Genomic DNA, 19321 nt, shown 5'->3' on the forward strand with positions numbered 1-19321 from the left:
CCAGCCAGCCCAAGTCCTTGGGCTGAAAGGACTCTCTCGCCGCGCAGATGCGCGTCGGCTGGATTCCGGCTCAGGGCCGGAATGACGGAGACTGAGGGTAAACCCAGCAAACACCGGCTTATCCTGGTAGTACGGAAATACCGTCGCATATTCGCCGCTTCTGCTGGCCCATTGATGACCTCGCCCTTACCGCTTTGCACATTTTGACGCAGGTCAAAAAGGTGATTTGCCGCCTGCTGTTTTTTGCGTTATCGAAATTTCAGAAATTACTGAAAATTCAGGAAACGTAAAAATGCCAACCAGCCTGTCCCCGCTCGTTCAGTCCTTCGTGCTGCATTTCGGTGAGATGGGCAGCCGCTGGGGCATCAACCGCACCGTCGGCCAAGTCTATGCTTTGCTTTATATTTCGCCGCAGCCATTGTGTGCGGACGAGATTGTGGAGGCGCTCGGCATTTCCCGTTCCAACGTGTCGATGAGCCTCAAGGAGTTGCAGGCGTGGAACCTTGCAATTCTCAAGCATTTTCCCGGCGACCGGCGCGATTTTTTCACGACGCCTGACGATGTCTGGCAAATTCTCCGCACCCTTGCCGAAGAGCGCAAGAAGCGCGAGATCGATCCCACGCTCAGCGTGCTGCGCGAAATTCTGATGGAGACGCCGGAAAACGAAGATGAGCGGCATGCGCAAAAGCGCATCGACGAGATGAAGACGCTGATCGAGCAGCTCACCGGCTGGTATGACGATGTGAAGCGGCTGGAGACGGAAAGGCTGGCTTCGCTTCTGGCGCTCGGTTCGAAGGTCACGAAGTTTCTGGAGGCCAAGGACAAGATCGTCTCCCTCGCCAGACCCCGTGGCACGAAGAAGGACGGGTGAGGAGATCGGCCGTGAGCATGTCCGTGGAAATCCGTCAGGGGGGCGATGGTGACGGCGCAGCCTGTCCTGCGGTTACAGTCTTGCCCGATGCAACGCGTCGGCGCTTCTTCAGCAACCGCAAAACCTCTCGCGACAGAGCCGCCGGGCGGGCGAAAATGACACGCTCGCCGGCAGTTGGGAGATCCGTTGCCCTGCTGCATGTCCTTGCGGCTTTGCTCTGGTTGCCGCAGGCAGGTTTGCTTGCCTTTTCAGTCGGAAGAATTGCCGATGGCGCGCCGATGATGGCGATCGTGCCGGCTGCGGCTGCGGTTCTCATCCTCGGCCTCATCAAGGCATGGCTGGAAAAGATCGCGGCGCGGCTGTCGTTTCGTGCCGCTCGCGCGGCGCTCTCGCAGCGGCGGCTGGAAGCACTGCAGGCTGTGGCGAAGGTTTCCCCGCTCGATCTGTCGCGCACCGCCTCCGGTGAGGCGGCAGGCGTCGTGGCCGAGGCGGCGGAAGCGCTGGTGCCCTATCTTTCCCGTTTCCAGCCAGCGCGGATGAAGGCGACCATCGTGCCGCTGGTTTTCGTGGGGGCGATCCTGCCCTTTACCTGGATTGCGGCACTGGTGCTGCTGCTCGCCATGCCAACCATCCCGCTTTTCATGGCGCTCATCGGCTGGCAGGCCAAGGCCGCCAGCGAAAAGCAGCTTGCCGAGACGGGTAATATGAATGCCTTCCTGCTTGACCGCCTGCGCGGGCTGGAAACGATCCGCACGCTTAAAGCAGTCGATCTGACGGCGGAACGTCTCAGCACCGATGCGCAGAACCTGAAGAAGCGGACGATGGCGGTGCTCAGGATCGCCTTTCTCTCCTCGGCGGTGCTGGAGCTTTTCGCAGCGCTCGGCGTTGCCATGACCGCCGTCTATATCGGTTTTCATCTGCTCGGTTTTCTCGATTTCGGCGCCTGGGGCGAGAAGCTGACACTTGCCGAAGGCCTCTTCATCCTGCTTCTGGCGCCGGCCTTTTTCGAGCCGCTGCGGGAACTCTCCGCCGTCTGGCACGACCGCGCGGCCGGTGAAGCAGCGCTTGATGCGCTCGGCAAATTGACGGCCGGCGGTGCGGCAATCGCGGGTGAGGGCGCGGATGTGGCGTCTGTCCCATCCCCGATGCCCGGCCTGCTGGAGATCGACAATCTCTCCTTCGCTTATCCAAGCAACCCACCTGTCATCCAAAATCTCAACCTGACCGTTCAGCAGGGTGAGCGGGTAGCAATTCTTGGGCCTTCCGGTTGTGGCAAATCCACTGTACTCTCCTTGATTGCCGGGCTGGCCGAGGCTGGAGAGGGCTCGATCAGGATCGGCGGCGTCAAGCTCGATAATGCGACGGCGGATGGGCTGCGCAGGACGATCGGCTGGGTCAGCCAGAAGCCGTTCTTTTTTGCCGGTTCGCTGAAGGCGAATATTCGCTTCGGCCGTTCGGTTGTCAGTGACGGTATGGTGGAAGAGACGCTGCGCCGCACCGGGCTCGATGGGTTGTCGCAGGCGCGCCGGCATCTGCAGATCGGCGATGGCGGATATGGAATCTCGGGCGGGGAGGCGGTGCGGCTTGCCATTGCGCGTGCTTTCGCAGACCCCGCAACGCAGCTTGTTCTGGCCGATGAGCCGACAGCCCATCTCGACCGGGAAACGGCGGCTCTCGTCACGGAAAACCTGCTGCAACTGGCAAATGGCAGGACATTGATCGTCGCGACCCATGATCCGGTGCTTGCGGCGCGCATGGACAGGATCGTGGATATGACGGCGATCCATTCGAGGGGGCAGCGATGATCGCGCGTTTTGCGATATTGAAACCGATTATCGGCCTGTTCTGGTCGGCGCGGCGCGGCATGCTGCTGGCGGGCGCGGCTCTGGCGGTAACGACGGTGCTGGCAGGCATCGGCCTTCTCGGCGTTTCCGGCTGGTTCATCACCGCAACGGCGATTGCCGGTCTTCTGCCGGCAACGGCCTATGCTTTCGATGTCTTTGCGCCTTCGGCCGCCATTCGTCTTCTGGCGCTGGCGCGCACCGCCGCCCGTTACGGCGAACGCATGACGACCCATGACGCCACGCTTTCCGTGCTTGCAGCACTTCGGGAAAAGCTGTTTCGCGGCTTTGCCGCGCCGCAGACCGCGAAATCCCTGGAGGCGAGACCTGCGCGCCTGCTGAACCGGCTGACGGCGGACATCGATGCGCTGGATTCGCTTTATCTGCGCGTGCTGGTTCCCGCTGCCGTGGCGGTCCTTGCTGCAATCGCGACAGGCCTTGGACTTGCTTTTCTCCATCCTCTGGCGGGCATTCTGGCGGCGGTTTTCCTCGTCGCGGCGGGGCTTGGAATTTCGCTGCGCGCCGCCTTGCGGGCGGAAACATTCTCGCGCCGCCGGGCAATCGGGCTGGAGGCCCTTCGGGCCCGCACGGCCGATCTCGTAAGCGGGCAGACGGAGCTCTTGACCACCGGCCGCGTTTCCGCGCAGGTCGCGGCGGTAAAGCGGGCGGATGATTACCTCTCTGCCTGCGATGATACGTTGAACCGCATCGAAATCAGTGCCGGTTTTTCCTTCGGTGTTTCAGCAGCCGTTCTTTTGAGCGCCGCCCTTCTCGGCATGGCCTGGCTTGCGGAACAGGGGGCGGTAAGCGCGCCGGCCGCAGCACTCGGGCTGCTCGTCTGTTTTGCCGCGCTGGAGCCTTTCACGGCGTTGCGTCGTGGGGCGATGGAGCTTGGGCGCACGCTGTTTTCCGCAAGGCGCATCGCGCCGCGTCTTTCGGCAACGGCTGAAGGCCGCTGTCCCGTCTCGCCGGTCGACGGCATGGCGGCAGAGCTCAAAAATGTGCGTCTGGAGCGGGAAGGGAACGACAATCCGATCCTGGCGGATATCAACCTTGCAATCGCCTCCGGGGAACGGGTTGCCATCATCGGCCAGAGCGGTGCGGGTAAGACAAGCCTCATCCAGCTTCTGGCGGGTGAATTGCAGCCGGCTGCCGGCACGATCAACGCCCTGCCGTCCACTCTTATGACGCAGCGCAGCCAGCTTTTCCGCGACAGTATCGCCGACAATCTGCGGCTGGCGAAACCCGCCGCAACCGGGGCCGAGTTATGGGACGCGCTCGAGGCGGCGGGCCTTGCCGAACACGTCAAATCTTTGCCGACCGGGCTGGAGACAAGGCTTGGCGAGGCGGGCCAGGGGCTTTCCGGCGGCCAGTCGCGCCGGCTGGCGCTCGCCCGTTTCCTGCTCGCCGACCGGCCGCTCTGGCTTCTCGACGAGGTGACGGAAGGGCTGGACGGCGAGACCGCCCGCGACGTGCTCACCCGGCTGTTTGCTAGGGCGCAGCGAAAGACTGTCGTGATGATCACCCATAATCGCCGCGAGGCGGAATTTGCCGATCGCATCATCGTGCTGAAAGAGGGGCGTCAATTTGATGAATGTCAAAGCGGCACCCCGGAATACGGCGTAGTGCTGGAGACACTGCGCCCGGACTGAGATTTTTTGAGAGCCGGCGTCGTCTTTGAAATGGAAGGCCGGCCTTCCGGAAAAGGTGGATAGGACTATGGAACTCGACATAGTGGCGCTGTCGCGCCTGCAATTTGCAGTGACGGCTTTATATCACTTTCTGTTCGTTCCCCTGACGATCGGACTGTCGGTGGTGATAGCCATCATGGAAACGGTCTATGTCATGACCGGCCGCACGGTCTGGCGGCAAATGACGAAATTCTGGGGCACGCTGTTCGGCATCAACTTCGTGCTCGGCGTTTCCACCGGCATCGTCATGGAATTCCAGTTCGGCATGAACTGGAGTTATTACAGCCATTATGTCGGCGATATTTTCGGTGCGCCGCTGGCCATCGAGGGCATGATGGCCTTCTTCCTGGAAGCCACCTTCGTCGGCCTGTTCTTCTTCGGCTGGGACAAGCTGTCGAAACTCGGCCATCTCGTCGCGACATGGTGCGTGGCGCTCGGTTCGAATTTTTCGGCGCTATGGATATTGATCGCCAATGGCTGGATGCAGAACCCGACGGGTTCCGCTTTCAATCCCCAGACCATGCGCATGGAAGTGACTGACTTCTTCGAGGTCCTGTTCAACCCGGTGGCGCAGGCGAAGTTCGTCCACACGGTGTCTGCGGGTTATGTCACGGCCTCCATCTTCGTGCTCGGCGTTTCGGCCTGGTATGTGCTGAAAGGCCGTCATGTCGATCTCGCCAAGCGTTCGATGACGGTCGCCGCCTCCTTCGGTCTGGCGTCCGCGCTGTCGGTCGTCGTGCTGGGTGATGAAAGTGGCTATCTCTCCACCGAACACCAGAAGATGAAACTCGCCTCCATCGAGGCCATGTGGGAAACCGAGCCGGCCCCGGCCCCCTTCACGGCCATCGGTTTTCCCGATCAGGAAGCGCGCGAAACGCATTTCGCCGTGAAGATCCCGTGGGTGATGGGCCTTATCGGCACCCGCTCGCTCGACACGCAAATTCCGGGCATCAACGATCTGGTGGAGCAGGCCAAGACCCGCATCCGCGACGGCATCAAGGCCTATGACGCGCTGATGCAGATACGCGCCACCGGCAAGGGCGCGGCGTTGCCGGAAGAGGTGCGCGGCACCTTTGCCGAACTCGGCCATGAGCTCGGTTATGCCCTGCTGCTGAAACGATATGTCGACGATCCGCGCCAGGCGAATGAAGAGCAGATCGCCAAGGCGGCGGCGGATACCATTCCGCACGTGCCGACCCTGTTCTGGGCTTTCCGCATCATGGTCGGCCTTGGCATCTTCTTCATCCTGCTGACGGCGACCTTCTTTTATCTTTCGGCCCGCCGCCGGCTGGATCATTATCCGTTGCTGCTGAAAGTGGCGGTCTTTGCCATTCCCCTGCCGTGGATCGCGGCGGAAATGGGCTGGGTGGTGGCCGAGTTCGGCCGCCAGCCATGGATCATCGAGGGCGTGCTGCCCACGGCCGCGGCCGTCTCCAGCCTCAGCGCCTCCACCGTCCTCATCACGCTCCTGTGTTTCATCGCCATCTACACGGTGCTGTTCATCGTCGAAATGGGGCTGATGCTGAAGGCGATCCGCAAGGGCCCCGAGCCGGACCATGAGCCGGAAGCGCCGCTCGTTCCTGAAAAACTCGTCGCTGCGGAGTAAACGATCATGATATTGCACCAACTCATCGACTACGAAATTCTCCGCGTTATCTGGTGGCTGCTGCTTGGCGTGGTGCTGATCGGTTTTGCCGTGACCGGCGGTTTCGATCTCGGCACCGGCGCGCTTTTGCCCTTCGTGGCGAAAACGGACATTGAGCGGCGTGTCGTCATCAATTCCATCGGCCCGGTCTGGGAGGGCAATCAGGTCTGGCTCATCCTTGGCGGCGGCGCGATCTTCGCCGCCTGGCCGCCGCTTTATGCGGTGTCGTTTTCAGGTTTTTACCTGGCGATGTTCGCCACCCTGTTTGCGCTGATCCTGCGGCCGGTCGGTTTCAAATATCGCTCCAAGCGTGAAAGCGTCGCCTGGCGCACTGGCTGGGACTGGGCGCTCTTCATCGGCGGCTTCGTTCCCGCGCTGATCTTCGGCGTGGCCATCGGCAATGTGCTGCAGGGCGTTCCCTTCCACCTCAATGACGACCTCAGAATTTTCTATGACGGCACGACGCTGTTCGAGCTTCTGAACCCCTACGCCATCCTCTGCGGTCTCGTTTCCGTCGCCATGCTTATCATGCACGGCGCGGCATGGCTGGTGCTGAAGACGGATGGTCCGGTCGCGGCCCGCGCTCGCAGTTTCGGCAGCATTGCGGCGCTTGCCACCACCGTTCTTTTTGCGCTCGGCGGCGTGTTTCTGTGGCTCGGTGTCGATGGCTATCGCTTCACCTCGGAGATCGTGACCGACGGTCCGTCCAATCCGCTGTCGAAGACGGTCGAGGTTGCGGGCGGTGTCTGGTTTGCCAATTATGCGGCGCATCCCTGGATGATGCTGGCGCCGGCGCTCGGTCTTGTCTTTCCGCTCGTCGCTTTCGTTTTGCTGCGGGCCCGCAGGGAAGTGCTGGCGCTGCTTTCAAGCTCGCTTGCCATTTTCGGCATCATCGCAACGGTGGGGCTGACGATGTTTCCCTTCATCCTGCCGTCTTCGGTCGATCCGAAATCGAGCCTGACGGTCTGGGATGCATCTTCCAGCCATATGACGCTGTTCATCATGCTGGTCGTCGCCCTCATCTTCATCCCGATCATCGTTGCCTATACGTCATGGGTCTATCGCGTGCTGTGGGGCAAGGTGGATGAAAAGGCGATCCGCGACGACAGCGGTCATGCTTATTGATTGAGAAAGAAGGAGATCGAACATGTGGTATTTCGCCTGGCTGCTCGGCCTGCCTCTTGCCGCCATCTTCGCCGTCATGAACGCCATGTGGTATGAGTTGATGGAAGAAAACGCGAAAAAGGCCGAAGCGAAGCTGGATAAATAGGGCTTCGGCGGAAGCCTCTCCTCCGTCATGCCGGATCTGGTCGGGGGTGACGGAGTGCGGATGATGCAACTCCGCCAAATATAAAAGGACGGCATCCGGTTGGGATGCCGTCCTTTTGGGTACACAGCCGTGCCTGCGACGCGCGACGTCAGTGGATCGCGATGCCGCGCTTGTCCGCTTCTTCCTTGATGATGTCTTCGACGATGGCTCTCTTGAGATTTGGATTTCCCAGAAGATAGTCGTCGGCGATCTCGAAGATCGATTTCGGATTCTCGGTCCTGTGCAGGGTGTCGAGGTCCTGGCCGATCTGCTCTCGAAGGCTGGAATAGTCGTCCATCGCGGCGCTCCCGTTTATCGGTTCAATCCAGAAGGTCGGCCGGAACCTTGCCGCCATTTTCGGACAGTTTCTTGATGACGGCCTTGTGCAGCCAGATGTTCATGGTCGCCGAATCCGAAGTGTCGCCGGTATAGCCGAGTTCACCGGCCAGTTCCTTTCTGGCGCTGAGGCTGCTGTCCAGATTGAGCGCTTTCAGAAGGTCGACGATCGAATGTTTCCAGTCGAGTTTCTGGCCATTCTGCTTGACCGCCGCATCCAGGATCGAAGCGACGTCAACATTGCCGGTAGGGGCCGGAGCCGCGGCTGTCGGCGCCGGTGCTGCCGGGCTTGCCGTGGCTGCCGGCGTGCCGGCCGGAGCCGAAGTCTGCGGTGCGGCCTCGGCCTTGCCGAAAATAGCGTTCTTGATCTTGTCGAAAAAGCTCATGGTGTCCTCCCCTTAGCGGCGAAATGCCCGCCCGACGGCGATGAGAATGCAGGCGCCGATGAAACCGGCGATGAGATAGCCAATCCAGCCTCCGAGCGAAATGCCCACGAGCCCCAGAAGGAAATTGGCGACGATGGCGCCGACAATGCCGAGGATAATGTTCATGAAAAGACCCATATTGCTTTTCATGAACTGTTCGGCGAGCCAACCGGCTACGCCGCCGATGATGATTGCTGCAATCCAGCCAACTTGTGCGTCTTCCATAACAAGCCTTTCCTTTGTGAGAGAGGTCCGCAGGCATATGGACAGGCTTTCGCGCGCACTGATCCCCCCGCCTTGAATAGACCTCAGGCGGAGCAATAACGATGATATGGGCGATTGGTTCCGTGCGGCGAACTATGCGCCGCCTATTCTTTAGCTCTGGCCTTGAAAGTCGAGGCCGATATCGAGAACCGGCGCGCTGTGGGTCAGCCAGCCGACGGAGATGAGATCGATGCCGGTCGCGGCGATGGCTGCGGCCGTCTGCGGATTGATGCGGCCCGACGCTTCGGTAATGGCGCGACCGGCGACGATCCCCACTGCCTCGCGCAGCTGTTCGGGTGTCATATTGTCGAGAAGGACCGCATCGACGCCCTCATCCATGACCTCGCGCAACTGCGCAAGCGTATCGACCTCCACCTCGATCTTGACGAGATGCCCCACGCCCTGCCGGGCGCGGCGGATAGCGTCGCGCACGCCGCCCGCTACCGCGATATGGTTGTCCTTGATGAGAACGGCGTCATAAAGCGCAAAACGGTGGTTCATGCCGCCGCCGGCGCGCACGGCATATTTTTCCAGCGCTCTCAGCCCCGGCGTCGTCTTGCGGGTGCAGGCGACCGAGGCCTTGGTGCCGGCAATGGCGGCAACGATTTTTGCGGTGACGGAAGCGATGCCCGACAGGTGGCCGAGGAAATTCAACGCCGTGCGTTCCGCCGTCAGAAGGCCGCGCGAGGGGCCTTCAATCGTTGCGATGATATCGCCGGGCGCCACGGCGGCCCCATCCTGCATATGCCGTTTCATCGCGATGGCCGGATCCACGAACTGGAAAGCCAGTTCCGCCGCGTCGAGACCGGCAATAACGCCCGGTTCGCGCGCGGCCATGACGACGACCGAGCGATGATCGGCGGGAATGACGGCGGCGGACGTGATGTCGCCCGCCAGCCCAAGGTCTTCCAGAAGAGCGTTGCGCACGAGCGGTTCGATGATGAGGCGTGGCAGGGGTGAAAGGGTCATGTCAGGCGCTCCGCGCAAGGCTGGCCGAAGAATGGCTGGAAGAGGAGAATTCATGGGCGATGGTGAGGACGTCGCTGAGGTTCAGCCTGCGCCTCGTCGCCGTCGCATGTTTTTCAGGGAAATCGTCGCGGAAATGCGCGCCGCGCGATTCCGTGCGCAGCGCCGCAAAGACGGCGATGGCCAGCGCGACAAGGGCAGGATCGGATGCCGGGCCGTTCCGCTCAGCCAGTGGCAGAAGATCGCGGATCGCGCCCGTCAGCCCTTCCGCATGTCTTACGATGCCGAGATGGCGGGAAACGATGGGCCGGACCGGGGAGAGGTCAGCTGTCGGGAAATCGGGCACGGGGAGTGTTGCGATATCCGCTGCCTGTTTTCCCGCATATGCCGGCCTGCCGGCAATGTCTTCTGCCGCGCGCATGCCCATGGCCGCCGCTTCCAGCAGGGAATTGCTGGCAAGCCGGTTCGCGCCATGCAGCCCTGTGCAGGCGGTTTCGCCGGCAACCCAAAGGCCCGGCACCGAGCTTCGGCCTCTGCCATCGGTGGCGACGCCGCCCATATGGTAATGCACCGCCGGGCGCACCGGAACGAGCTCACGGGCGGGGTCTATCCCGGCTTCGCGGCAGAGAAGGTCGATCGAGGGGAAGCGGGTGGAAAAGCCGGAGCCGAGGGCCTTGCGGGCATCGAGAAAGACCTTGCCGCCACGCAGGATTTCGCGGTCGATGGCGCGGGCGACAATATCGCGCGAGGCAAGTTCCGCACCCGGAACTCCCGCCATGAACCGTTCGCCGTTTTCATTGAGAAGCAGCGCGCCTTCACCCCGCACCGCTTCGCTCACCAGTGCCAGCGGCCGTCTGGGCGAGGAAAGCGCCGTCGGATGGAATTGCACGAATTCCATATCGGCGAGGATGGCGCCGGCGCGGGCGGCGAGCATGATGCCCTGCCCGAAATTGCCGGAGGGATTGGTTGTCGCCTCATAAAGCCCGCCGAGGCCGCCGGTGGCGAGAACGACCTGGCTTGCCGGCAAAGTGAAGCAGCCTTTTGGCCCGATGCAGGCGAGACCGGCGATGACGCCGTCTTCCGTCAGCAGGCGGCGAACCTCCGTGCCTTCCAGAACGGTTATGCACGACGTGCGAAGAACGGCTGCGGCGAGAGCCCTGACGATGGCCGCGCCCGAGCCGTCGCCTTCGGCATGCAGGATGCGTCTTCTGCCATGGGCGGCCTCCAGCCCGAAGACGAGCCTGCCTTCGGTATCCCGGTCGAAGCGCACTCCCGCCCGCTCCAGCGCCTCGATGACGGCGGGAGCGGCGGAAACGATCTCTGCGGCCATATCTGCATCGCAGAGGCCGTCGCCTGCGGCGAGCGTATCGGCAAGATGCAGCGCGGCGTTATCATCCGGTCCGAGACTGGCGGCAATGCCGCCCTGCGCCCAGGCGCTGGACGTTTCGCCGCCGAGAACGCCGCGTGTGAGAAGCAGCACGGGCCGCGGCGCAAGCGTCAGCGCCGCCATCAGGCCCGCAATGCCGCTGCCGACAATGACCGTCCAGCCCGTATGCGACGGGGGGCGTTCGCTCATACTTCCAGCATCCTTTCCACGGCGCGGCGGGCGGCGACAGCGATGGCCGGGTCGACCGTCACTTCGTGGCGGTTTTCCTCCAGCGCCGTGCGGATATTGCCAAGCGTGATGCGCTTCATATGCGGGCAGAGATTGCAGGGGCGGATGAATTCGACATCCGGGTGATGCACGGCGACATTGTCGCTCATCGAGCATTCCGTCAAAAGCACCACGCGGGCGGGGCGCTCGCGGCCGACATAATCCGACATGACGGCGGTGGAGCCGGAAAAATCCGCAGCCTCGACGACATCGGGCGGACATTCCGGATGCGCCAGCACGGTGACGCCCGGATGGCTTTCGCGCAATTCGCGAATATCATCGGCGGTGAAAAGCTCGTGCACCTCGCAATGGCCGCGCCAGGCGATCAGCTCGACATTGGTTTCCCGCGCCACGTTCTTCGCCAGATATTCATCCGGCAGCATCAGCACGCGCGGTACGCCGAGCGATTCCACCACCTGACGGGCATTGCCGGAGGTGCAGCAGATATCAGACGCCGCCTTCACAGCGGCGGAGGTGTTCACGTAGGTTACGACCGGAACGCCGGGATAGGCCTTGCGCAAAAGCGCGATGTCCTCGGGCGTGATGGAATCGGCCAGCGAACAGCCGGCGGCCATATCCGGAATGAGCACGGTTTTTTCCGGATTGAGCAGCTTTGCCGTCTCGGCCATGAAATGCACGCCGGCCAGAACGATGACATCCGCTTCCACCTCCATTGCCTTGCGGGCAAGGGCGAGGCTGTCGCCAACGATATCGGCGACACCGTGGAAGATTTCCGGCGTCTGGTAATTATGGGCGAGGATGACGGCGTTGCGCTTGCGCTTCAGCTCCAGGATCGCCTCCACATCGTCCTGAAAGCCCATCCATTCGGCCTTGGGAATGACGCGGGCAACGCGGTCGTAAAGGCTTGCGGCGGAAATCTGCTCGTTCACGGTGCTCTCCCATTTATACTCTTTTTGAGTATATCTAGGGCAAAGACATATTCTCATCGTGAGCATATGTCAATTGCGGGAGAGGGGCAGTTTCGTTCCGGAAAGGGCGCGTTCATCGAGAACGGTCTGGCGGAAGCGGAAGAGCTTTGCCGGGCGTCCGCCGGTTTCGGTCGCCATCTCGCCGGTCTCTTCCACCAGCTGCTGCTGTTCGATAAGCCGGCGGAAGTTCTGCTTGTGCAGCGTCAGCCCGGCCAGCGCCTCGATGGCGCGCTGTAGCTGCAGGAGCGTGAAGGCGTCGGCCATCAGTTCGAACACCACGGGGCGATATTTGATCTTGGCCCGCAGACGCGCGATGCCGGTGGCAAGGATGCGGCGGTGATCGGCAAACATTGGCCTGCCGAAATTGATCCGCGGTTCGCCCTGCGCCTCTTCGACCAGCCCGGCTTCATACAGCAACTCGTAACGCTGCAGGGTCAATTCCTCGTTCCAGCCGCCGCCATCGAGGCCGAAGGTGAAATCGGCCCGCAAATGGCGCTGGCTTTTGCAGGCGGGATCGGAATCCGCCCAGGCGCGCAGCCTGTCGATGATGCTGTCCAGAACTTCCGGGCGTCCCTGACGGTGATCCTCCCAGGGGAAATATTCGTACCAGCCGTGCCAGAGCGGGCGTTTGCCGCCGGAGGCTTCCTGTTCGCGAACCAGCCCGAGATAACCGATGGAGATGGTTCTGCCGCCTAAAATGTCGTTGTTGCGGTCGCGATCGGCGAAAGTATAGAGCTGTTCGAGATAACCGACGGGGTGATGGGTCTGTTCGTGAATCCATTCCCGCAAGCCGCTCTGGAGGGTTCTGTGCCCGAATTCGAATGGTCCCGACGGAAGTGCTGCACCTTCCCGAACGGTCATGACCCGCGGCTCATCCGTGGTGATGGCGGTGACGACGGCGATGAGTTCGGCATGGGCAAGCCCGATGGTCACGGCGGCTCCTCTGGTCGTTGGCGCAAGATCAATCTTCTTTGGCACAGGAAGGTTGCTTCGCCAACATGGCGGCAGAAAAGGGCTGTCGATAAATAGTCTCACTGAAAACGGGGCGCCATCAGACAAAAGGATGAATTCTTGTGGTTAGTCGTCCGTCGTCTGATATGTTACAGACCCGCACAAGCATTTCAGACTGTAGAAGGCCGATGTTGGAGAACATATCTCTCGAAGAGACACTTGTGGGTTATTATACCTGGAACATCGGGCAAAACCTGATTTACCTTGATGCCGTGGCGGCCCGCCTGCGCGAATTCTCCCCGGAAAAAGCCGCTTGCGGCATTCCGGTCGAGGATTTCATCGCGCAGATAGAAAGCGGCTCGCGCGCACGCGTCGCCAAGGCGGTCTACAATTCGCTGACAAATGGCGTGTTCTATGATCAGGAATATCGCATTCAGCTCAAGTCTGGCGGCTTCCGCTGGTTGCGGACAACCGGACGGGTGATCCTGGACAGCGACCAGCTTCCGATCATGGCCATGGGCACGGTGCGGGATGTCAGTGCCGGCAAGATTTTATTGATGTGATAAGCGGCGGGCCTCTTCGCGAGGCGGCGGCCGATCGATTTTAATTTGTTCATTGTTTTGATGTTGCGGTGACATGGTCCGGCAGATCGCAATTTTGCTGTTTCAGATCGTCCTGGCCATTGGCCTCGGCATAGCCGGCATCCGCATCGCCTCGCTCGTCAATGGCGAGGCAACCCCGGCGCCAGCAGGCCTTGCGGCCAATACGGAACTGCTGTGGACGACCTCGCCGGTGCGGGTCGATCCGCGTAGCCAAAATTACGAGCGCATTCCGACGCCTCCCGATCTTTATCCGCTGAAAATGCATGCGGACCAGCGCCTGCGCGTCATCTCCAGCAGCCGCTTCACTTTCAAGGGCCAGGAATTCCGCCTCGCCGGCGTGGAGGATGTCGAGCGTAACCGCGTCTGCACCGGCCCCGACGGCCGCCGTTACGCCTGCGGCCTCAACGCCTTCAAGGCGCTGGAGAACCGGCTGCGCGGCAGATATCTGGAATGTCGGACGGTGGAGGAAGGTGGTGCCGGCAGTTCCGTGGAGTGCCGGATCAACGGGCAGGATGTGCGAGCGCTGATGCAATAGGCGATCGGGTCGAAGGACTAGCGATATGCGCAAGAGCGACTGGCCGAAGGGAAGATATTTTTTGTCTGGGAAGGTTTGGTGGAGCTAAGCGGGATCGAACCGCTGACCTCTTGCATGCCATGCAAGCGCTCTCCCAGCTGAGCTATAGCCCCATAAGGGTTCCGGCATTTCTTCCGGTTCCGGGAACCGAAGCGGTTGTTGTTCCGTTCGGTGGCGGCTTACTACTGCGGCTTTCCGACGAGTGCAAGCATAAAAAACGGCCCGGCGTCATTTTTTTGTCGTCGGGCCGAATTATCAAGTAAAATCAAGCTTCTTCGTCGTCGCCCGATACGCCGATGATGCCGGACATGTCGTCGTCGTCATCTTCGTCGTCGGTTTCGAGGAAGGTGTCGTCGTCATCGTCGATTTCGACGTCATCGTCGTCGCCGAGATCGGGGATATCGTCGCCGTTGTTGTCGCCATCGGCATCTTCCAGCGAGACGAGTTCGACTTCCGTGTTTTCGGTATCGACTTCCGCCACTTCCTCTTCTTCAGCCTGCTCCATCTTGGCCTGGGCGGTGCTTTCCTCGAAGAAGGAGAGCGGCCAGGACTTGCCGGTATAGGGAGAAACGACCGGATCGCGGTTCAGATCGTAGAACTTCTTGCCGGTATCGGGGTCTGTGCGCTTGGTACCAAGTTCCGCTTTTGCCACTGTCTAAGCCTCAAATTGTCGAATGAGTTTCGGTGTGTACGCCGTAAAACCGGCATAGACGGTAAAATTTATAGCCGGTCCCCTTAATCGTTGCGCTCTTTCGTGTCAAAGACAAACTTCGGGTGCCGCCTGCCTCGGCGCAACCCCTATGCGGGGATGCCGATATAAATAGGAAGGTGTTGCGCACTCTATTATATGAATGACGAATGCACAGGCGGAAAGCTTCATGACCTTCACGATCGCCATAGACGGGCCGGCTGCGGCGGGCAAAGGAACCCTGTCGCGCAGGATTGCGCAGACCTATGGTTTCCACCATCTCGATACCGGGCTGACCTACAGGGCGACCGCCAAGGCGCTTCTGGATGCCGGCCTGCCGCTCGATGATGAGGCCGTGGCTGAAAAGATCGCGCTGGAAGTCGATCTTGCGGGGCTCGATCGCGCCGTTCTTTCCCGGCACGATATTGGCGAGGCCGCATCCAAAATCGCGGTGATGACGCCGGTGAGGCGCGCGCTCGTGAAGGCGCAGCAGCGTTTTGCCGCAAAGGAGCCGGGCACGGTGCTTGACGGACGCGACATCGGCACGGTGGTATGCCCTGACGCGCCGGTGAAGCTTTACGTCACGGCCTCTGCGGATGTGCGGGCGCGACGCCGTTACGATGAAATTCTGGCCAATGGCGGCAGCGGCGATTATGATGCCATTTTCGCTGAAGTGAAAAAACGCGACGAGCGCGACATGGGCCGCGCCGACAGCCCGTTGAAGCCGGCTGAAGACGCGCACTTGCTAGATACGTCGGAAATGAGTATAGAGGCGGCGTTTCAGGCCGCGCGGACGATCATCGACGCCGCCCTGGAGAGATAGGTTTCTCGCGGAACGGCTTCCTGCCGTCTGCGTTTAGTCCGGAATTGCCCGAAGACATGTCCTTGCGCCGGAAAGCCTTTTGAAAAGGCGGGCATGGGGTCGGGTATCAACAACACTAGCCCACCGGCGCTTTTGTATTCGCCATAGCGCGGATGCAATCAGGAGATTTCATGTCAGTATCTACCCCCACGCGCGAAGATTTCGCAGCGCTTCTCGAAGAATCCTTTGCCTCCAACGATCTTGCCGAAGGCTATGTTGCCAAGGGTATCGTAACGGCAATCGAGAAGGACGTTGCCATCGTCGACGTCGGCCTCAAGGTTGAAGGCCGCGTACCGTTGAAGGAATTCGGCGCGAAGTCCAAGGACGGCACGCTGAAGGTCGGCGACGAAGTCGAAGTTTACGTCGAGCGCATCGAAAACGCCCTCGGCGAAGCCGTTCTGTCGCGCGAGAAGGCTCGCCGCGAAGAAAGCTGGGTCAAGCTCGAAGCCAAGTTCGAAGCTGGCGAGCGCGTCGAAGGCGTTATCTTCAACCAGGTCAAGGGTGGTTTCACCGTCGATCTGGACGGCGCTGTTGCCTTCCTTCCGCGTTCGCAGGTCGACATCCGTCCGATCCGCGACGTTACCCCGCTGATGCACAACCCGCAGCCCTTCGAAATCCTCAAGATGGACAAGCGTCGCGGCAACATCGTTGTTTCGCGTCGTACGGTTCTCGAAGAGTCGCGTGCCGAGCAGCGTTCTGAAATCGTTCAGAACCTCGAAGAAGGCCAGGTTGTTGACGGCGTCGTCAAGAACATCACCGATTACGGTGCGTTCGTTGACCTCGGCGGCATCGACGGCCTGCTGCACGTTACCGACATGGCATGGCGCCGCGTCAACCATCCTTCGGAAATCCTCAACATTGGCCAGCAGGTCAAGGTTCAGATCATCCGCATCAACCAGGAAACCCACCGTATCTCGCTCGGCATGAAGCAGCTCGAGTCCGATCCGTGGGATGGCATCTCCGCCAAGTACCCGGTTGGCAAGAAGATCTCCGGTACCGTCACGAACATCACCGACTACGGTGCATTCGTTGAGCTGGAGCCGGGCATCGAAGGCCTGATCCACATTTCCGAAATGTCCTGGACCAAGAAGAACGTACACCCCGGCAAGATCCTGTCCACGAGCCAGGAAGTCGACGTTGTCGTTCTCGAAGTCGATCCGTCCAAGCGCCGTATCTCGCTCGGCCTCAAGCAGACGCTGGAAAACCCGTGGCAGGCATTTGCCTACAGCCACCCGGCCGGCACTGAAGTTGAAGGCGAAGTCAAGAACAAGACCGAATTCGGTCTGTTCATCGGCCTCGAAGGCGATGTCGACGGCATGGTTCACCTGTCGGACCTCGACTGGAACCGTCCGGGCGAGCAGGTCATCGAAGAGTACAACAAGGGTGACGTCGTTAAGGCTGTCGTTCTCGACGTTGACGTCGAGAAGGAACGCATCTCGCTCGGCATCAAGCAGCTCGGCAAGGATGCTGTCGGCGAAGCCGCTTCTTCCGGCGACCTGCGCAAGAACGCAGTCGTTTCCGCTGAAGTCACCGCGGTTAACGATGGCGGCATCGAAGTGAAGCTCGTCAACCACGAAGACCTCACCTCGTTCATCCGTCGCGCTGACCTCTCCCGTGACCGTGACGAGCAGCGCCCCGAGCGCTTCTCGGTTGGCCAGGTTGTCGACGCCCGCGTCGTCAACTTCTCGAAGAAGGACCGCAAGGTCATGCTTTCGATCAAGGCTCTGGAAATCGCTGAAGAGAAGGAAGCCGTCGCACAGTTCGGTTCGTCCGACTCGGGCGCTTCGCTCGGCGACATCCTCGGCGCGGCTCTGAAGAACCGCGGCGAATAATCGCTCCGATCTTTGAAATGAAGAACCCGCCGGAATCTCCGGCGGGTTTTTTGTTGCTTCCAGCTCGCGCCGGCGAGCGGGCAGCGGCGCGTTCCTCAGAGCATGCCGCTCATCTTCAGATAATAATTTTCCGCGCTGTCGTCGGAAGCCACCGCCATCGGGCTTTCCTGCGTGTCGATCCCGTCATTGGCGGCGATGCGCTCTTCTTTTTCGTCCTGACCGTCGGAATTATCAGCGCCGGCTTCGGCCTCGCCGTCCGTCTCATCCTCGGAAAATGGGCCGCCTCCGCGCGGCGGCGTTTCCGATTCATAGTCCTCATCCGCCGGCGGATAGGCGACGAGCGGCAGCGGTGTGCCGTCTTTTACCAGAGCCGCGGCGATCAACGATTGCGAAGCCGATTGCTCCAGCATCGCCATTCTCGCTTCCGGGTCCAGCATGCCCCGCGGCAGCGGCTGAGCTTCGGGGCGATGGGTCATAGTTTCCGTTTCCTCACCCGAGGGGCGGGCGGCGGCTGTTGCGAGGGCCGATTTTTCGGCGGGCTGATCGTCGGACGGTTGCTGCGCAACACCCTGCGGCGCGGGCGGAGGCTCTTGCGTGCCGTTCGGCTTGAGCGGAAGTTTGCCGGCGGTGGCGGCAAGCAGCAGGCTGTTCACGGTTTCGGCATCGTCTGCGAACAAACCGGATGGCGGGGTAATGCCCGTGCGGATTTCTTTCTGCTCCGGCTTCATCGTCTCCCGATGCGCAAGGGCAGGGCGGGCTTCGCCGGTTTCGGTGCGGGGCGGATTTGCCGGGCGGGCCTCGGCCGACACTTCCTTCATCACGCTGCCGATTTGTGGCGGAAGCGGACGTGCCGTGTTTTCGGCTCTTCCATCCGGCTTTGCGGCAACGGTCGGCGTATCATGTGTGTCGGAAGGTGGGGTGGAAAGCGTGGGCCGGGGGTCCAGTTGCGCCGTTAGCGCCGCCACCGTTGCTTTCATCGCCGCGCCGCTGAGGGCGAGCGGCCCGATGAGCAGCGGCAGGAGCCGGCTGACGGTGGCGGAATTCGCCGTCTGCGCTGTCGCGGCCGGAGACGGGCGAGCTTCCGCATTCTGGCTCTGCGCATTCTGCTGTTTCGGCTGGGCCGATTGCGCGGCGGCGGGATTGGAGGAATTGTTTTGCTGATAGGAGGAAACCACCGCCTTTGCCGCAAGATCCGTTCCCTTGTAACGGGAAAGCTCGATCAACAACGCGAGGCGGGCAGCATCCGGCCCGGTCGGCTGTTTCAGGATTTCGGCGAGCATCGAAAGGGTCAGGCCCTGCAGGGCCTTGCCGACCTGCTGTTCCAGCGCCAGGCGTTGTGGCGCGGGCAGGGTGCGGAGCGCCTCCGTCAGCCGCGTCACGTAGGTCTCTATGGCTTCGCCATCCCGCCGGGGCAGGTTCATCAGCTTGCCGAGCGCTTCCGCGAGAACGGCGGTGCTGCGCGAGAGCTGAAATTCGCTGGTGAGGGAGGCGATTGCCGCGCGGGCAAAAAGGCTGCTGTTTTCAGGGGCGGGAGTGTTCGGTTGCAGCGGTGCAGTCTGTTTCACCTGCTCGCGCGGTGTCAGTGAAACCGTGGTTCCATAGGCGGCATCGGTTGCCGCAATTTTCGGTACAGGCGGTAACATGCTGCGCTCCGTTTCTATCGGTGACCGCCGCTGGCTGCGAAAGGGCCAATCCCCATTGGCTCTGTGATCCGCATCTGGCTTGAATGTTGAAAAATCGCCGCGCCGGTGATGGACAGGTGTCATCTCGCCCGCTCATGCGGGAGCGCCGTATACGCTTCTGGCCGCAATGCCGGTTGCAGCGCATACAGAATCATCAAGCTCAATCTTGGCTTGCAGATATTAAGATTTGGCTAACCAA

19 protein-coding genes and 1 tRNA gene are annotated in these 19321 nt (G+C 61.2%); 10 read left to right on the forward strand and 10 right to left on the reverse strand.

Features of this window, described 5'->3' with window-relative positions; genetic code table 11:
* Positions 1-292: 292 nt before the first annotated feature.
* The 6 genes from FGF54_RS21130 to cydX all read left to right on the forward strand — a co-directional run bounded on the left by FGF54_RS21130 (position 293) and on the right by cydX (position 7318).
* Complete coding sequence (locus FGF54_RS21130) at positions 293-871, forward strand: GbsR/MarR family transcriptional regulator (protein WP_142781014.1); 579 nt, start codon at positions 293-295, stop codon at positions 869-871.
* Positions 872-888: 17 nt separating this feature from the next.
* Positions 889-2676 (forward strand): thiol reductant ABC exporter subunit CydD, encoded by a 1788-nt coding sequence (gene cydD, locus FGF54_RS21135; RefSeq protein WP_142781604.1) that lies wholly within the window; start codon positions 889-891, stop codon positions 2674-2676.
* Entirely contained in the window at positions 2673-4364 is a 1692-nt protein-coding gene (gene cydC, locus FGF54_RS21140; protein ID WP_142781015.1) for a thiol reductant ABC exporter subunit CydC, read from the forward strand. Before cydD ends, cydC begins: the two co-directional genes overlap by 4 nt.
* A gap of 67 nt (positions 4365-4431) precedes the next feature.
* Complete coding sequence (locus FGF54_RS21145; protein ID WP_142781016.1) at positions 4432-6009, forward strand: cytochrome ubiquinol oxidase subunit I; 1578 nt, start codon at positions 4432-4434, stop codon at positions 6007-6009.
* Between the two features lie 6 nt (positions 6010-6015).
* Positions 6016-7173 (forward strand): cytochrome d ubiquinol oxidase subunit II, encoded by a 1158-nt coding sequence (gene cydB, locus FGF54_RS21150; protein WP_142781017.1) that lies wholly within the window; start codon positions 6016-6018, stop codon positions 7171-7173.
* Between the two features lie 22 nt (positions 7174-7195).
* Positions 7196-7318: a cytochrome bd-I oxidase subunit CydX gene (gene cydX, locus FGF54_RS21155; RefSeq protein WP_003508602.1), complete on the forward strand. Its 123-nt coding sequence runs from the start codon at positions 7196-7198 to the stop codon at positions 7316-7318.
* 148 nt (positions 7319-7466) lie between these two features.
* Here the strand turns inward: cydX and FGF54_RS21160 are convergent, their stop codons facing one another.
* The 7 genes from FGF54_RS21160 to FGF54_RS21190 all read right to left on the reverse strand — a co-directional run bounded on the left by FGF54_RS21160 (position 7467) and on the right by FGF54_RS21190 (position 12864).
* On the reverse strand, positions 7467-7655 hold the full coding sequence (locus tag FGF54_RS21160; RefSeq protein WP_003522463.1) for a hypothetical protein: 189 nt from the start codon (positions 7653-7655) through the stop codon (positions 7467-7469).
* A gap of 22 nt (positions 7656-7677) precedes the next feature.
* Complete coding sequence (locus FGF54_RS21165) at positions 7678-8079, reverse strand: DUF3597 domain-containing protein (protein WP_035263298.1); 402 nt, start codon at positions 8077-8079, stop codon at positions 7678-7680.
* A gap of 12 nt (positions 8080-8091) precedes the next feature.
* On the reverse strand, positions 8092-8343 hold the full coding sequence (locus tag FGF54_RS21170; RefSeq protein WP_003522465.1) for a GlsB/YeaQ/YmgE family stress response membrane protein: 252 nt from the start codon (positions 8341-8343) through the stop codon (positions 8092-8094).
* Positions 8344-8493: 150 nt separating this feature from the next.
* Positions 8494-9351 (reverse strand): carboxylating nicotinate-nucleotide diphosphorylase, encoded by an 858-nt coding sequence (nadC, locus tag FGF54_RS21175; protein ID WP_142781018.1) that lies wholly within the window; start codon positions 9349-9351, stop codon positions 8494-8496.
* 1 nt (position 9352) lies between these two features.
* On the reverse strand, positions 9353-10924 hold the full coding sequence (locus FGF54_RS21180; protein WP_142781019.1) for an L-aspartate oxidase: 1572 nt from the start codon (positions 10922-10924) through the stop codon (positions 9353-9355).
* Positions 10921-11892 carry a quinolinate synthase NadA gene (nadA, locus tag FGF54_RS21185; RefSeq protein ID WP_059756932.1) on the reverse strand — a complete coding sequence of 324 codons (972 nt, stop codon included), beginning with the start codon at positions 11890-11892 and terminating at the stop codon, positions 10921-10923. The genes FGF54_RS21180 and nadA overlap by 4 nt, the downstream gene beginning before the upstream one ends.
* A gap of 69 nt (positions 11893-11961) precedes the next feature.
* Positions 11962-12864 (reverse strand): hypothetical protein, encoded by a 903-nt coding sequence (locus tag FGF54_RS21190; protein ID WP_137005294.1) that lies wholly within the window; start codon positions 12862-12864, stop codon positions 11962-11964.
* 206 nt (positions 12865-13070) lie between these two features.
* Between FGF54_RS21190 and FGF54_RS21195 the strand changes: the two genes are divergently transcribed.
* A complete protein-coding gene (locus FGF54_RS21195; RefSeq protein ID WP_035239294.1) occupies positions 13071-13445 on the forward strand; it encodes a PAS domain-containing protein in 375 nt (124 codons plus the stop codon).
* 73 nt (positions 13446-13518) lie between these two features.
* Positions 13519-14019, forward strand: a complete 501-nt coding sequence (locus FGF54_RS21200) for a thermonuclease family protein (protein WP_142781020.1) — start codon at positions 13519-13521, stop codon at positions 14017-14019.
* A 76-nt stretch (positions 14020-14095) separates the two neighbouring features.
* On the opposite strand, the gene FGF54_RS21205 is transcribed toward FGF54_RS21200, so the two are convergent.
* Together FGF54_RS21205 and FGF54_RS21210 are read right to left on the reverse strand one after the other, a co-directional pair.
* Positions 14096-14171 (reverse strand) — tRNA-Ala (locus FGF54_RS21205).
* Positions 14172-14323: 152 nt separating this feature from the next.
* The gene (locus tag FGF54_RS21210) at positions 14324-14710 is read right to left on the reverse strand and encodes a TIGR02300 family protein (RefSeq protein ID WP_003522472.1); all 387 of its coding nucleotides are present in this window, start codon (positions 14708-14710) and stop codon (positions 14324-14326) included.
* Between the two features lie 199 nt (positions 14711-14909).
* Between FGF54_RS21210 and cmk the strand changes: the two genes are divergently transcribed.
* Positions 14910-15569 carry a (d)CMP kinase gene (gene cmk, locus FGF54_RS21215; protein ID WP_168208207.1) on the forward strand — a complete coding sequence of 220 codons (660 nt, stop codon included), beginning with the start codon at positions 14910-14912 and terminating at the stop codon, positions 15567-15569.
* A gap of 170 nt (positions 15570-15739) precedes the next feature.
* Positions 15740-17440 (forward strand): 30S ribosomal protein S1, encoded by a 1701-nt coding sequence (gene rpsA, locus FGF54_RS21220; RefSeq protein ID WP_004437832.1) that lies wholly within the window; start codon positions 15740-15742, stop codon positions 17438-17440.
* 95 nt (positions 17441-17535) lie between these two features.
* On the opposite strand, the gene FGF54_RS21225 is transcribed toward rpsA, so the two are convergent.
* Positions 17536-19083, reverse strand: coding sequence for a hypothetical protein (locus tag FGF54_RS21225; protein WP_142781022.1), 1548 nt, complete (start codon positions 19081-19083; stop codon positions 17536-17538).
* Between the last annotated feature and the right edge of the window lie 238 nt (positions 19084-19321).

This window comes from Agrobacterium sp. T29 (assembly GCF_006970545.1).
GTDB lineage: Bacteria > Pseudomonadota > Alphaproteobacteria > Rhizobiales > Rhizobiaceae > Agrobacterium > Agrobacterium leguminum.